Here is a 14,733-nt window from a genome sequence, read left to right on the forward strand (position 1 = left end):
CGCCAAGCGGCTTCACCAGGGGGCTTATGGCCGTTCTCCCCGCCAAGCCCTAGCGCCGCTCGAAGACCGCATCCTGATAGGTCAAAGCATTCGGGCGACCGGCCGCGTCCAGCCTGAACACCACGCCCTCGCCCCGGAACGGGGTCAGCTCGACGCGCAGGCCCTCCGGTTCGGTCAGGTAGTCGGCCAGGGCCTGCTGCACGCCGATGGCGACCGACAGCCGCTCGCCCGCCTCGCGGATTGTCAGGGTTCCATAGGCTGCGTTGGCGTAATTCCCGACATAGGCGGCGTTCGGCAGCGACAGTGTGCGCGGCCGCTTCGCCCGCGCCGCCTCCGCGCCCGCGATGCCGGTCCGACGGCGGTCGCGCTCGGTGATCAGGGCGTCGAGTTTGGCGTCATAGACGGCGTCAATGTCGGGCAGGCCCGCGAACCAGTCATAGGCGTAGTTGGCGACCACATCGGCCAGGTCGCCGGCGAAGGCGTCTTCGTTGACCATGACCGCCACACCCAGACGCCGTTCCGGCATGAAAGAGACATGGGCGCGGGAGCCCGAGAAGTTGCCGAAGTGATGGATCAGCACGTCGTCGCCATAGCGCCCGACCTGCCAGCCCAGACCATAGCCGGTGCGAACATAGGGACCGAAGGTCGCGTCCTGCGCCACGCGCGGCGCATGGGTCGAGGCGACCAGTCCTGCGGGAAACACCTGCCGTCCGCCGACCCGGCCGTCGTTGATCTGGGCCTCAAGCCATAGGGCCATGTCGCGGGTGGTGGAGATCAGCCCGCCCGCCGACTGCATCGTCGCGTCGGTCTTCTGCAGCGTTGACCGCTCAGGCTGGCGGGGGATGCGTCCGAAATGTCCGGCGGCGACCACCGCGCCGGACGTCCGCGCCGCGTCGATGCGTGCGGTCGTGGCCGTCATGCCCAGCGGCGTCAGCACCTCATCCTCGACCATCTCGCGCCAGTCGCGGCCCCAGCGGCGCTCGCTCAGGACGGTGGCCAGGTTGTAGCCGGAGTTGGCATAGACGAACTGCCCATAGGGCGTGTCGCGCGGCTGCGTCTCCGCCGTCAGCCGCCACAGGACATCGGGCGTCCAGGCGCCGGAATAGGCGACACGGAAGGCGATCGGCCCATTGTCGACGCCCGAGCGGTGGCTGAGCAGGTCGGTCAGGGTGATCCGATCGGCGATGTCGGCCGGCACGCCGGACGGCGGTGCCCACGTCGCCAGAGGCGCGTCCAGATCCACCTCGCCCCGCTGCGCCATCACGGCGAAGGACAGGGCGGTGAAGGCCTTGGTGGCTGAGGCGATGTAGAAGCGCGTGTCCGCCGTGACGGCTGCGCCCGTCGCAACGTCCGCCACGCCGAAACCCGCCGCGTGAACCAGCCCGCGCTCGTCGACGACAGCGATCGCCAGACCGGGCGCCGCCTCGACCCTCTGCTTCGCCCTTTGCGTGAAGGCGTCCATCGCTGCGCCGAACGTCTCGCGATCCTGCGCGCGCGCCCCGTCCGCCGTGCAGGCCAGAACCCCGGCGGCGATCATCGCGCCGAACGAACGTGACGTCATGGAAGTCGCTCCCTGCCCCCAGCGGGCAACGGGTAGAGGCCGCGAGCCGCCCGAACGGATGCAGCGCCTTCAAACCGCCCCGCGTTACGGCTAGAGATTTGCCCAAAGGGTCCGCGACAGCTACATCCCGCACCAACCTCCCCATCAGATCAGACGACAGGGCGTAAACGCACCTCATGGCGCAGCAATATATTTTCCAGATGCAGGGTCTGACCAAGACCTTCCCCGGCGGCAAGAAGATCTTCGAGAACATCTGGCTGAGCTTCTACAACGACGCCAAGATCGGCGTCGTCGGGGTCAACGGCTCGGGTAAGTCCACCCTGCTGAAGATCATGGCCGGCCTGGACAGCGAGTTCCAGGGCGAGGCCCGCGCCGCCGACGGCGTCAAGCGCGGCTACCTGGAGCAGGAGCCCCACCTCGATCCGGCCCTGAACGTTCGCCAGAACGTCGAGGCCTGGTGCGAAGAGAAGCAGTGGGTCAACCGCTTCAACGAAGTCGCCAACGAACTGGGCGAAAACTACACCGACGAGCTGATGGAGGAGATGACCGCCCTCCAGGAGAAGATCGACGCCGGCGACGTCTGGGACATCGACAGCCGCATCGACCAGGCCATGGGCGCCCTGCGCTGCCCGCCGGACGACTGGGAAGTCACCAACCTGTCGGGCGGTGAAAAGCGTCGCGTGGCCCTGGCCCGCCTGCTGCTCAGCAAGCCCGACATGCTGCTGATGGACGAACCGACCAACCACCTGGACGCCGAATCCGTCGCCTGGCTGCAGCATCACCTGGAGAACTTCCCGGGCTGCGTCATCCTGGTCACCCACGACCGCTACTTCCTGGATCAGGTCACCAAGTGGACGCTGGAGCTGGACCGCGGCAAGGGCCACCCGCACGAGGGCAACTACTCCTCGTGGCTGGAAGCCAAGCAGAAGCGCGTCGTTCAGGAGCAGTCGGAATCCGAAGCTCGCCAGCGCGCCCTCACCCGCGAACTGGAATGGGTCCGCTCCGGCGCCAAGGCCCGTCAGGCCAAGTCCAAGGCCCGTCTGGCCGCCTACGAGAAGATGGTCTCGGAGCAGGAAAACAGCCGCGCCGCCCAGTCCTTCGCCGTCATCCAGATTCCGCCCGGCCCGCGCCTCGGCAACGTCGTGCTGGAAGTCGAAGGCCTGAAGAAGTCCTACGGCGACAAGGTCCTGTTCGACAACCTGACCTTCAAGCTGCCGCCCAACGGCATCGTCGGCGTCATCGGCCCGAACGGCGCCGGCAAGTCGACCATGTTCAAGCTGATCACCGGCCAGGAAGCGCCGGACGGCGGTTCGATCAAGGTCGGCGAGACGGTCAAGCTGGCCTACGTCGATCAGTCGCGCGACGACCTGAAGCCGGACGAAACCATCTGGCAGGCCATCTCGGGCGGCACCGACGTGATGATGGTGGGCAAGCGCGAGATCAACACCCGCGCCTATGTCGGCTCGTTCAACTTCAAGGGCGGCGACCAGCAGAAGAAGGTCGGTCAACTGTCGGGCGGTGAGCGCAACCGCGTCCACCTGGCCAAGACCCTGGCCACCGGCGGCAACCTGATCCTGCTCGATGAACCGACCAACGACCTGGACATCGAAACCCTGCAGAACCTCGAAGAGGCTCTGGAAGAGTTCGCCGGCTGCGCCGTGGTCATCTCCCACGACCGCTGGTTCCTAGACCGTCTGGCCACCCACATCCTCGCCTTCGAAGGCGACGGCCACGTGGAGTGGTTCGAGGGCAACTTCGAAGCCTACGAACAGGACAAGATGCGCCGCCTGGGTGCGGACAGCATCATTCCCAAGCGCATCCAGCACCAGAAGTTCGGTCGCTGATCCGGCGCTAAGCTGAATGAAACGGCCCCCCGATCCGCTCGGGGGGCCGTTTTCTTTGGCTGCTGGCGAAGTGGCGGAACCGGGTTAGTCTGCGGTCCATGACCCAGCGCCCCGCCATCCTGATCATGCAGCGGCACCTCGCGCCGCTCAGCGCCTTTCTCGAAGGCGCCTATGACGTCTATCGCTTCTGGGAGGGGCCGCCGATCGAGGCCGCCGCCGACGTGCGCGTCCTGGTCGTGGCCGGCGAGTTCGAGCTGGACAAGGACCTCATCGCGCGTCTGCCCAACCTGTCGCTGATCGCCTGCTTCACCTCCGGCTATGACGGCATCGACGTCGACTGGTGCCGCGCGCGGGGCCTGCCCGTCACCCACGCCCCCGCCGTCAACCACGAAGACGTCGCCGATCACGCCCTCGGCCTGATCCTGGCCGCGCGTCGTCAGATCGCCGAGGGCGACCGGCAGGTGCGCGCCGGCGGCTGGACCCCGGCGTCCAAGACCATCACCCCGTCACTGGGCGGGCAGACCATCGGCATCGTCGGCCTGGGCGCCATCGGCGAGGCCGTGGCGCACCGCGCCGAGGTCATGCGCATGACCGTCCAGTGGTGGGCGCCGCGCGCAAAAGACGCCCCCTGGCCCCGCGCCGACAGCCTGCTCGACCTGGCTCAAGCCTCGGATGTCCTGGTCGTGGCCTGCCGCGCGGATGAAACCAATCGCGGCCTGATCTCGGCCGAGGTGATCGAGGCGCTCGGGCCGTCGGGCCTTCTGGTCAACGTCGCGCGCGGCCAGTTGGTGGACGAGACCGCCGTCATCGCCGCCCTGCGCGACGGACGCCTTGGCGGCGCCGCTCTCGACGTGTTCGAAACCGAGCCGACCGATGCCGCGCGCTGGGCCGCTGTGCCCAACACCGTCCTGACGCCCCATACCGCCGGGGCCACGACCGAGGCGGTTCAAGGGATGCTGATGCTGCTGCTCCAGAACCTGTCGGCCCATTTCGCGGGCGAGCCGCTGAAGACGCCCGTCGAGAGCTGAGCGGCCACGATTTCATCGGTCTTCGAATGATCCGTGCGGCCCTACCGCCGCACAACGCCTGCGCGCGGTCAGTTTTTGCTTGCATAATCGTATAAGGATATCTTTATACGACCTCATGACACTGACTGCTGACCAGACCGTCGAGGCCCTGCGCGCCGCGGGCGAGCCGACCCGTTTGCGGGTGCTGTCCCTGCTCGCCGCCGAGGAGCTTTCGGTCATGGAGCTGTCGCGGGTTCTGGACCAGAGCCAGCCGCGCGTGTCGCGTCACCTGAAGCTGATGGCTGACGCGGGGCTGATCGAACGATTCCCCGATGGCGCGCGAGTCTTCTACCGCCTGTCGCATGACGCCCTGTCGCGGCGGCTGATCGACACCGTTCTGGACCTGCTTGACGACGCCGAGGGCGAGGCCGACCATCGCCGCCTGGACGAGGTGCGCAAGGAGCGCGCCATCGACGCCGCCCGCTATTTCGAACAGGTCGCGCCCCAGTGGGACCAGATGCGCAGCCTCTATGTCTGCGAAAGCGCGGTGGAAACCGCCGTCGAACAGGCGGCCGGCCCCGGTCCGTTCGAGCGCGTCGTCGATCTGGGCACCGGCTCGGGCCGGATGCTGACCCTGTTCGGCAAGAAGGCGAAGATGTCGGTCGGCCTCGACCTGAGCCAGAACATGCTGAACATCGCCCGCGCCAATGTCGCCAAGGCCGGACTGGACAAGGTCGAGCTGCGCCACGGCGACATCTTCTCGACCCGCCTGCCGCAGGCCAGCGCCGATCTGGTGATCGTGCATCAGGTCCTGCACTACCTGGCTGATCCCGCCGCCGCCGTGGCTGAGGCCGCGCGTCTGGTCATGCCGGGCGGCAAGCTGCTGATCGTCGACTTCGCCCCGCACAAGCTGGAGCAGTTGCGCGAGGCCCATCAACACCGCCGACTGGGCTTCGCCGATGCGGAAATCCAGGGCTGGCTGGCCGACGCAGGCCTGACCGCCGACGCCCCGGTCGCCCTGCCGCCCGACACCGAGGGCCTGACCGTCCACATCTGGACCGGCGAACGCGCCGCCGTCCCCGCTCGAAAGACCGCCTGATGGCCTCTCCCGCCTCTCTTGCCGAAGCCCGCGCCCTGCTGCTGTCGCCGCTGGGGCCCGTGGCCCGCGCCGGCTCAAACCGCAACGCCGTCAACGTCTCCTTCGAGTTCTTCCCGCCCAAGTCGGACGAGGCCGAGGCCAATCTGTGGTCCGCCATCCGCCGGCTGGAGCCGCTGAACCCCGCCTTCGTCTCGGTCACCTATGGCGCGGGCGGCTCGACGCGCGAACGCACCCACCGCACCGTCCAGCGGATCATCAGCGAGACCACCCTGCGTCCCGCCGCCCACCTGACCTGCGTCGAGGCCTGCCGTGATGAGGTCGATGAGGTCATCGAGGGCTACAAGGCCATCGGCGTCGATCACATCGTCGCCCTGCGCGGCGATCCGCCGGGCGGAGACGGCATTGGCGGCGCCTATGCGCCCCGCGCAGACGGCTACGCCAACGCCACTGAACTGTCCCGGGCCATCAGCCGCGTCGGCGGCTTCGACATCACCGTCGGCGCCTATCCTGAGAAGCACCCCGAAAGTCCGTCGATCGACCACGACATCGACGTGCTGAAAGCCAAGGTGGACGCCGGCGCCACGCGCGCCGTGACCCAGTTCTTCTTCGATATCGAGGCCTTCCTGCGCTTCCGCGACCGGGTGCGGGCGGCGGGCGTGACCATCCCCCTGATCCCGGGGATCATGCCGGTGTCCAACTTCAAGGGCCTGAGTCGGATGAGCGCGGCCTGCGGCGCCTCGATCCCCGACTGGCTGGCCGCCCACTTCGACGGGCTGGACGACGACCCCGAGACCCGCAAGCTGCTGGCCGCCTCCATCGCCGCCGAGACCTGCGCGCGGCTGCAGGAAGAGGGCTTCTCCGACTTCCACTTCTACACCCTGAACCGCGCCGAGCTGGTCTATGCCATCTGCCGGGTGTTGGGCGTGCGTGAAACCAAGGCTGTTGCGTAAATGACTTCTCCCCTCACTCGCCCCGAACGGATCGCCGCCCTGCACACGGCGGCCAGGGAGCGCATCCTGGTCCTCGACGGCTCCTGGGGCGTCATGATCCAGCGGCGCGGGCTGGAAGAAGCCGACTTCCGCGGCGACCGCTTCGTCGCCGCCAACGGCTATGACGAAAAGGAGCAGATGAAGGGGAACAACGACATCCTCTGCATCACCCGTCCCGACATCATCGCCGACCTGCACGACCAGTATTACGGCGCAGGCGCAGACATCAGCGAGACCAACACCTTCTCGGCCACCGTCATCGCGCAGGACGACTACAAGCTGGACGCCCAGGCGGTCTGGGACATCAATCTGGAAGGCGCAAAGCTGGCCCGCGCCGCCGCCGACCGCTGGACGGCCAGGGAGCCGCACAAGCCGCGCTTCGCCGCCGGCTCCATCGGCCCCCTGAACAAGATGCTGTCCATGTCGTCGGACGTGAACGACCCCGGCGCGCGCCTGGTCACCTTCGACGAGGTCTATGAGGCCTATCGCCATCAGGTGAAGGCCCTGAACGAGGGCGGCGTCGACCTCTATCTGATCGAAACCATCACCGACACGCTGAACTGCAAGGCCTGCATCAAGGCGATCAAGGACCTCGAGGACGAGGGGCTGCCCGCCCTGCCCATCTGGATTTCGGGCACCATCACCGACCGTTCGGGCCGGACGCTGAGCGGCCAGACCGCCGAGGCCTTCTGGAACTCCGTGCGCCACGCCAAGCCCTTCGCGGTGGGCTTCAACTGCGCCCTCGGCGCCGACCTGATGCGACCCTTCATCGCCGAGCTGAGCCGCGTGGCCGACACCCTGGTCGCCGCCTACCCCAACGCCGGCCTGCCCAACGCCATGGGCCAGTACGACGAGCAGCCGCACGAAACCGCCCACTTCATCGAGGAATGGGCCGCCTCGGGCCTGGTCAACATCGTCGGCGGCTGCTGCGGCACCACCCCCGACCACATCAGGCACGTCGCCGAAGAGGTCGCGCCGCTGAAGCCGCGTGAAATCCCTGAGCGCCCCGTGGCCATGCGCCTGTCGGGACTGGAACCGTTCGAGCTGGTGGCCTGATGCGTCCTGTCTTCATCAACGTCGGCGAGCGGACCAATGTCACCGGCTCGGCGAAATTCCGCAAGCTGGTGGTGGACGGCGACTACACCGCCGCCCTCGACGTCGCGCGTCAGCAGGTCGAGGCCGGCGCCGCCATCATCGACATCAACATGGACGAAGGCCTGCTGGACGGCGCCGTCGCCATGCGCACCTTCCTGAACCTGATCGCGGCCGAGCCCGACATCGCCCGCGTGCCGGTGATGATCGACAGCTCCAAATGGGAAGTCATCGAGGCGGGTCTGAAGTGCGTTCAGGGCAAGCCGATCGTCAACTCGATCAGCATGAAGGAGGGCGAGGCCGCCTTCCGCGAGCACGCGATCAAATGCCTGCGCTACGGCGCCGCCGTCGTGGTCATGGCCTTTGACGAGGTGGGTCAGGCCGACACCGCCGCGCGCAAGATCGAGATCTGCACCCGCGCCTACAACATCCTGGTCAACGAGGTCGGCTTCCCGCCCGAGGACATCATCTTCGACCCCAATATCTTCGCCGTGGCGACAGGGATCGAGGAGCACGACAACTACGCCGTCGACTTCATCGAGGCGACGAAGGTCATCAAGGCCACCCTGCCCTACGCCCGCGTCTCGGGCGGGGTATCGAACGTCTCGTTCAGCTTCCGCGGCAACGAGCCGGTGCGCCGGGCCATCCACAGCGTCTTCCTGTACCACGCCATCAACGCCGGCATGGACATGGGCATCGTCAACGCCGGCGACCTGCCCGTCTATGACGACATCGACGCGACGCTCCGCGAAGCCGTCGAGGACGTGATCCTGAACCGGCCGCAGCGGACCAATGTGTCCAACACCGAGCGGCTGGTGGACATGGCGCCCAACTACAAGGGCGAAAAGGGTGCGGCGCGCGTCGTCGACCTGAGCTGGCGCGAACAGCCCGTCGCGGCCCGCATCGCCCACGCCCTGGTCCACGGCATCACCGAATATATCGAAGCCGACACCGAAGAGGCCCGCCTGGCCTCCGAGCGTCCGCTGCACGTCATCGAAGGTCCGCTGATGGACGGGATGAACGTGGTCGGCGACCTGTTCGGCTCGGGCAAGATGTTCCTGCCCCAGGTGGTGAAATCGGCCCGCGTGATGAAGCAGGCCGTGGCCTGGCTGGAACCCTTCATGGAGGCCGAAAAGGCCGGCAAGCCGCGCGAGCAGGCCGGTCGCATCCTGATGGCCACGGTCAAGGGCGACGTCCACGACATCGGCAAGAACATCGTCGGCGTCGTGCTTCAGTGTAACAACTACGAGGTCATCGACCTGGGCGTCATGGTCCCGGCCGACCGCATCCTGGACGCCGCCGTCGAGCACAAGGTCGACATCATCGGCCTGTCGGGCCTGATCACCCCGTCTCTGGACGAGATGGTCTTCGTCGCCCGCGAGATGGAGCGGCGCGGCTTCGACATCCCCCTGCTGATCGGCGGGGCCACGACCAGCCGCACCCACACGGCGGTCAAGATCGAGCCGGGCTATCGCAAGGGTTCGACCACCTATGTCATCGACGCCAGCCGCGCCGTCGGCGTGGTGTCAGGTCTGCTGTCGCCGACTGACAAGATCAAGAATGAGCAGGCGACCCGCGACGAATACGTGCGCATCCGCGAACAGTACGCCCGCGGGCAAGAGGTGAAGGCTCGCGCCACCCTGCAGCAGGCGCGCGACAACCGCTTCCAGCCCGATCCGGCCGCGACCATGCCCGGCAAGCCGTCCTTCCTAGGCGTGCGTTCATTCGACGCCTGGGACCTGCAGGATCTGGCCGATCACATCGACTGGACGCCCTTCTTCGCCAGCTGGGAGCTGATCGGCCGTTATCCGCTGATCCTGGAAGACGAGATCGTCGGCGAGGCGGCTCAGGACCTGTTCCGCGACGCGCAAGCCATGCTGAAGCGGATCATCGACGAGAAGTGGTTCACGGCGCGCGGCGTCGTCGGCTTCTGGCCCGCCCAGGCCGTGGGCGACGACATCGCCGTCTATGCCGACGAGAGCCGGGCCGAAGAGATCGCCCGCTTCCACACCCTGCGCCAGCAGATCAAGAAGTCGAACGGCAAGCCCAACCTGGCCCTGTCGGACTTCATTGCCGAGGAAGGCCAGGACTACATCGGCGCCTTCGCCGTCACGGCGGGCCACGGCGAACTGGAAATCGCCAAGCGCTTCAAGGACGCCGGCGACGACTATTCCTCAATCATGGCCACGGCCCTGGCCGACCGCCTGGCCGAAGCCTTCGCCGAGGCCCTGCACAAGAAGGTGCGGATCGAACTGTGGGGCTACGCCCCCGACGAAGCGACTTCGGTACAGGACCTGATCGAGGAGAAGTATCAGGGCATCCGCCCCGCCCCCGGCTATCCGGCCCAGCCCGACCACACGGAAAAGGCGACGCTGTTCCGTCTGCTGGACGCCGGGACCAACGCCGGCATGGCCCTCACCGAAAGCTACGCCATGACGCCGCCGGCCTCGGTCAGCGGCCTCTACTTCGGCCACCCCGGCAGCCACTATTTCGGCGTCGGCAAGATCGACCGCGATCAGATCGAGGACTACGCCGTGCGCAAGGGCTGGGACGTGGAGACCGCCGAACGCTGGCTGGCCCCCATCCTCAACTACGACCCCGGCGCCGTGGCGCGCGACACCGCCGCCTGATCCTTCACGCGGCGGCGCTACGGCGACCGCGACAAACAACCTCAGCCTGGTGAGCGACGTGGGAGCCTTCTCGCGGACGCCTCGCTGCGCTGGGTCTCCTCCGCTTGGCGGCATGCAGCCGACACCTGGGTTTCTAGCATCCCCAAAATGAAAGGGCGGCGGACCCGAAGATCCGCCGCCCCCAAATTCCAGACCTCTAGAGAGGTTTAGAAGTTAGCCGTGACGCCGAAGAAGACGTAGCGGCCCATGGCGTTGTACAGCTGCGGGTAGGTGTTGTTGTTACCCGTCGTGCCGACCGAGTAGGACAGCGGCGGATCGGTGTCGAAGACGTTGTTCACGCCCATGCGCACCGAGACGTTGTCGCGGGCCTGCCAGGTGGCCGCCAGGTCGAAGTAGTTGATGGCGTCGAACTCGCGGTCGATACGGGCCGCCGGCGAGTTGCCCAGGCTGCCGTCGTCGCCCAGAACGGCGATTTCAGAACCGCCGTAGTAGCGCCACGTGCCGGCCAGGTTCAGGCCCTCAATCGGAGTGCCCCAGTCCACGCGCAGACGGTGACGCCATTCCGGGTTCGGAACGCCGCACTGGTTGGCGTAGTAACCGGCGCAGTCGTACTTCGAGTTGTCGAAGCCCAGACCCGTGTCGGTCTCCAGCGACTGCAGCCAGGTGCCCACCATGGTGAAGGCCAGCGTACCAGCGCCGTCCACACCGAAGTCAGCCATATCCAGGCGGTAGTTGGCCGCCACGTCCAGACCCGACGTCGACAGACCACCGATGTTGGTGTTCAGGTCGACGACGTTGCCGGTGCCGATCCACAGCTGACCGTTCGAGTTGCGCTGGATGTTGGCGCAAGCCGCAGCCAGACCGGCCGTGTAGCAAGCGTCCAGCGAGTTCTGGGCGCCGATCGACGAGATCAGATTGTCGATCTGGATGTCGAAGTAGTCCAGCGTCAGGTTGAAGCCCGGCAGGAACTCCGGCGTGAAGACGACGCCAAGGGTCAGGGTGTCGGACTCTTCCGGCGTCAGAGCGGTGTTGCCGCCTTGCAGGAAGTTATACTGACCGGCCGGGCTGGAAATGCCCGTGCTGGTGGCTTGAGCCAGCGTCACTTGCCACGGGTTGGAGCCGATGCAAGCCGCATCGCCAGCATAGCTGGCGGCCACGTTCTTGTCGCAAGGATCGGCGTCCAGGTCGAACAGGTTGAAGCCCTGCGCGGTGAACAGTTCGATCACGTTCGGAGCGCGAACAGCGCGCTGGGCGCTGGCGCGGAAGCGAACCGACGGGACCGGAGCCCAGTCGCCGCCGATCTTCCACGAGTCCGTGCCGCCGCCCAGCTCATATTCCGAGTGACGATAGGCCAGGTCGATCGACAGCTGATCGGCGAAGGCCATGCCTTCGGCGATCGGGATTTGGGCTTCGGCGAAGACGTCATAGACTTGGTTGGCGCCGTTCAGACCCAGGGTCGGGCCGCCTTGACCAGCGCCGTCGCCGCTGGTGAACGACACATCCGGGGTCAGATCAAGCGAGTCACGACGATACTCGGCGCCGAACGCGGTCTGAACGCCACGGGTAGCCCAGGGCGACTTGACGCCGTAGACGCCGAGGTCGGCGGTCAGCGAGCCCGAGACGACCTGCTGGGTGGTCCAACCGGTGGCCAGCAGCGGCACCTGCAGGTAGTCCAGCGCTTCCTGCGTCACGCCGCCCGAGCGGAAGATGTTGTAGGGTACGCAGTCGGCGTCGATGCCGGCGACGACCGACGAGCAGACGGGCTGGCCCGACACCGGATCCGTCACGACGTCCAGAGCACGCGCCAGGCGGGTGTTCGAGAACTCGTTGCGGTAGATGTTGGTGTACTGCGCGCGCGAGTACTGAGCCGTCAGGTCATAGCTCCAGGCGTCGTTCAGATCGCCACGAGCGCCGACCACGCCGCGGTACGACTGGAAGCGGATGTCCGACTGACGACCGCCGCCTTCGACGTTCCGGCGACCAATGTACATGTCCTTGGCCGCGCCAGCCGTGATGTCAGCGGCGGTACAGCCGATGGCGCCACGCTGTTGCGCCGACAGCAGCGGGTTGTTGCATCGGATGGTCGAGCTGCCGTCCGTGGTGCGGAAGCCGTCGGCGAACTCTCCGAAGAAGTTACCCGACGGCGCGATCTGCGCGATGGTCGAGTAGTCGCTGAACATCAACTGAGTGTAGAGTTCGACCTTGTCGTTGACGTCATAGTGGCCGAAGGCGCCCAGAGTGTAACGCTCATCGGGGCGTTGATAGTAGTTCAGCGGACCGAAGTTGTAGGCGTCGCGCGCACCGACATACGGAATGAAATTGCCGTTGGCGTCGACGGTGTAGGCGTAGTTGCTGAAGTCCGTGAACTGGCCAGGGAACGAGGTGCCCGAACCGGCGCACTGGAAATCGTTCGGCGTAGCGGCGGCAGGCGCGCCCAGCGAGCAGGCCGAGTAGTCGTAGTCGCGGCCCAGGACCTTGTTGTTCTTACGGTAGCCGGCGTAGGCGGTGATGTTGCCCTTGCCGTCCGGCGTGCTGACGCCCATCAAGAGGTTGACTTCGCGGCTGAAGCCGGTCGTCACGTTGTCGTCGGGCAGTTGGAACTGTGACGGGTTGGTCGCAGCGCGGCCGGCGATGACGTTGCGGAGGTTGCCGACGCCGTCATAGTCGTTGTTGTGCTGGTTGAAGCCGTACTGGGCGTCGATTTCGATACCTTCGAAATCGCGACGCATGATGAAGTTCACGACGCCGGCGATAGCGTCCGAACCGTAGACGGCCGAGGCGCCGCCCGTCAGCACTTCAACCCGCTCGACCAGCTGGCCGGGGATCTGGTTCAGGTCGGCGGCGTCGTCTTGCGGCGAGCCGTAGCCCATGCGCTTGCCGTCGATCAGCACCAGGGTGCGCGACGAGCCGAGGTTGCGCAGCGACACGGTCGCGGTGCCCGAAGCGCCGTTCGACACGGTCGAGTTCTGCGCGGCGAAGGCCTGCGGCAGTTGGGTGACCAGGTCCTCGACGCGGGTCACGCCCTGAACGTCGATGTCCTCGCCCGTGACCTGGGTCACCGGGCTGGTGGTGGTGAGGTTCGGCTGGCGAATGCGCGAACCGGTGACGACGACGTCGCCCAGTTGGCTGGTTTGCTCCTGCTCAGCGGGCGCCGGGGTGGTTTGGGCCATGGCGGGGGCCGCCAGGCCGGCGAGCGCAAAGCCCGCGATCATCGTCGACGCCAGCAGTCGCTCGCGTTTGATCTGGAATTTCAAGGTCCGTCCTCCTGAGTTGTGGACGACAACAGCAGAGCTTTCCCCTCACCTGCCGCCCACGGCTTCACTCGATTGACACTTTACGAAGCGGTCAAACGGTAGCTGGACGGGAGGTTAGACACGTCAAATCTGTATCGGACAGGAAAATTACACCCAAGTAACAAAGTGGCCGCTCTCCTGTCGCAAAATCGCCACGCCCTGACTCGTATAGCCATCGGACAGCCACCGTGGCATTAAGGTAGACCTTGAACGGTATAAGTTCTCCTGGAAGGCAACATGCGCATCATCACCACACTCGGGGCGGCTGTTGCGGCCATCCTGTTGCTGCCTACCGGCGCTCATGCGCAAAATTCCGCCACAAACCGATCCCCCCTTCTGGAGCAGGTCGCCGCCTGCCGTCAGGTCGCATCGGACGCCGAGCGTCTCGCCTGTTTTGATCGCGCGGCAGGTGCATTGGAGGCTGCAGAGCGCCAGGGCGAGGTCGTCGTGGTCGAACGCGGGCAGATTCGCGAGGCGCGTCGCCAACTGTTCGGCTTCGAAGTGCCGGCCCTGCCGCCCATGTTCGGACGCGAGGATGCCGCCGAAAGAATCGACTCGGTCGAAACGACCCTGCTGAGCGCCGCTCAGGGCGCGGACGGCAAATGGTTCTTCCGCCTGGCCGACGGCTCAGAATGGCGTCAGATCGATTCTGACCCCGTGCGCTTCCAGAATCGGGCCGGCACGGAAATTCGCGTGCGTCGCGCCTCTCTGGGCAGCTATCAACTGACCGCCGGGCGCAGCCGCGCCGTCCGCGTGAAGAGACAATAGCAATGACCGACCCCGTCGCCTTGAACGACCGAATCTGGCTGTCCGGCCAGATTCTCCCTGACGCACTCGCCGAGATCGCCTCGCGCCTGGGCTTGCGCAAAGTGGTCAACAATCGACCGGATCACGAAGAACCGGGTCAACCTGCCAGCGACGAAATCCGCGCCGCCGCCGAAGCCGCGGGCCTTGCCTATCTGGAAGCGCCGGTGCGCGGCCTGCCCGACGCCCCGACCATCAGCGCCGTCGGCGCCTTCCTCAGCGACGGAGCCCCCGCGCTGCTCTTTTGCCGCTCGGGGATGCGGTCGGCCGCGACCTGGGCCATGGCCCAGGCGGATCAGGGCGCAGATGCTGATGAACTACGCGCTCAGGCCCTGGCCGCCGGCTACGACCTTAGCCGGCTGCCGCTCTAGCGGACCAGGTCGGCGCGAGCGGCATAGGGCACGGCCGGTTCGG

10 protein-coding genes are annotated in these 14,733 nt (G+C 66.6%); 8 read left to right on the forward strand and 2 right to left on the reverse strand.

Translation table 11 applies throughout. The features are described from left to right. Positions 1 to 49: 49 nt before the first annotated feature. On the reverse strand, positions 50 to 1,561 hold the full coding sequence (locus tag RTY13_RS13305; protein WP_312784074.1) for a serine hydrolase: 1,512 nt from the start codon (positions 1,559 to 1,561) through the stop codon (positions 50 to 52). Positions 1,562 to 1,737: 176 nt separating this feature from the next. On the opposite strand from RTY13_RS13305, the gene ettA reads away from it, so the two are divergent. The 6 genes from ettA (at position 1,738) to metH (ending at position 10,222) form a co-directional block, all read left to right on the forward strand. Continuing rightward, positions 1,738 to 3,405 carry an energy-dependent translational throttle protein EttA gene (gene ettA / locus RTY13_RS13310; protein WP_312784075.1) on the forward strand — a complete coding sequence of 556 codons (1,668 nt, stop codon included), beginning with the start codon at positions 1,738 to 1,740 and terminating at the stop codon, positions 3,403 to 3,405. A 98-nt stretch (positions 3,406 to 3,503) separates the two neighbouring features. After that, entirely contained in the window at positions 3,504 to 4,433 is a 930-nt protein-coding gene (locus tag RTY13_RS13315) for a 2-hydroxyacid dehydrogenase (RefSeq protein WP_312784077.1), read from the forward strand. Between the two features lie 115 nt (positions 4,434 to 4,548). After that, entirely contained in the window at positions 4,549 to 5,511 is a 963-nt protein-coding gene (locus RTY13_RS13320; protein ID WP_312784079.1) for a metalloregulator ArsR/SmtB family transcription factor, read from the forward strand. Next, the gene (gene metF, locus RTY13_RS13325) at positions 5,511 to 6,461 is read left to right on the forward strand and encodes a methylenetetrahydrofolate reductase [NAD(P)H] (RefSeq protein ID WP_312784081.1); all 951 of its coding nucleotides are present in this window, start codon (positions 5,511 to 5,513) and stop codon (positions 6,459 to 6,461) included. Before RTY13_RS13320 ends, metF begins: the two co-directional genes overlap by 1 nt. Beyond that, complete coding sequence (locus tag RTY13_RS13330; protein WP_312784083.1) at positions 6,462 to 7,556, forward strand: homocysteine S-methyltransferase family protein; 1,095 nt, start codon at positions 6,462 to 6,464, stop codon at positions 7,554 to 7,556. Further along, positions 7,556 to 10,222 (forward strand): methionine synthase, encoded by a 2,667-nt coding sequence (gene metH, locus RTY13_RS13335; protein ID WP_312784085.1) that lies wholly within the window; start codon positions 7,556 to 7,558, stop codon positions 10,220 to 10,222. The genes RTY13_RS13330 and metH overlap by 1 nt, the downstream gene beginning before the upstream one ends. Before the next feature lie 206 nt (positions 10,223 to 10,428). On the opposite strand, the gene RTY13_RS13340 is transcribed toward metH, so the two are convergent. Continuing rightward, on the reverse strand, positions 10,429 to 13,476 hold the full coding sequence (locus tag RTY13_RS13340) for a TonB-dependent receptor domain-containing protein (protein WP_312784087.1): 3,048 nt from the start codon (positions 13,474 to 13,476) through the stop codon (positions 10,429 to 10,431). A gap of 276 nt (positions 13,477 to 13,752) precedes the next feature. Here RTY13_RS13340 and RTY13_RS13345 point away from each other — a divergent pair, with 276 nt between their 5' ends. Next, positions 13,753 to 14,283 carry a hypothetical protein gene (locus tag RTY13_RS13345; protein ID WP_312784089.1) on the forward strand — a complete coding sequence of 177 codons (531 nt, stop codon included), beginning with the start codon at positions 13,753 to 13,755 and terminating at the stop codon, positions 14,281 to 14,283. Positions 14,284 to 14,285: 2 nt separating this feature from the next. Continuing rightward, positions 14,286 to 14,690, forward strand: a complete 405-nt coding sequence (locus RTY13_RS13350) for a TIGR01244 family sulfur transferase (protein WP_312784091.1) — start codon at positions 14,286 to 14,288, stop codon at positions 14,688 to 14,690. The last annotated feature ends 43 nt before the right edge of the window (positions 14,691 to 14,733 follow it).

The sequence above is a fragment of the Brevundimonas sp. genome, from assembly GCF_032055285.1.
In the GTDB taxonomy this organism is placed as follows: Bacteria; Pseudomonadota; Alphaproteobacteria; order Caulobacterales; family Caulobacteraceae; genus Brevundimonas.

What these genes read in the sequence shown, in the direction of transcription:
- ettA (WP_312784075.1), top strand. Translation starts at nt 1,738, where the DNA reads ATGGCGCAGCAATATATTTTCCAGATGCAGGGTCTGACCAAGACCTTC.
- RTY13_RS13320 (WP_312784079.1), top strand. Translation starts at nt 4,549, where the DNA reads ATGACACTGACTGCTGACCAGACCGTCGAGGCCCTGCGCGCCGCGGGC.
- RTY13_RS13315 (WP_312784077.1), top strand. Translation starts at nt 3,504, where the DNA reads ATGACCCAGCGCCCCGCCATCCTGATCATGCAGCGGCACCTCGCGCCG.
- RTY13_RS13350 (WP_312784091.1), top strand. Translation starts at nt 14,286, where the DNA reads ATGACCGACCCCGTCGCCTTGAACGACCGAATCTGGCTGTCCGGCCAG.
- RTY13_RS13345 (WP_312784089.1), top strand. Translation starts at nt 13,753, where the DNA reads ATGCGCATCATCACCACACTCGGGGCGGCTGTTGCGGCCATCCTGTTG.
- RTY13_RS13305 (WP_312784074.1), bottom strand. Translation starts at nt 1,561, where the DNA reads ATGACGTCACGTTCGTTCGGCGCGATGATCGCCGCCGGGGTTCTGGCC.
- metF (WP_312784081.1), top strand. Translation starts at nt 5,511, where the DNA reads ATGGCCTCTCCCGCCTCTCTTGCCGAAGCCCGCGCCCTGCTGCTGTCG.
- metH (WP_312784085.1), top strand. Translation starts at nt 7,556, where the DNA reads ATGCGTCCTGTCTTCATCAACGTCGGCGAGCGGACCAATGTCACCGGC.
- RTY13_RS13330 (WP_312784083.1), top strand. Translation starts at nt 6,462, where the DNA reads ATGACTTCTCCCCTCACTCGCCCCGAACGGATCGCCGCCCTGCACACG.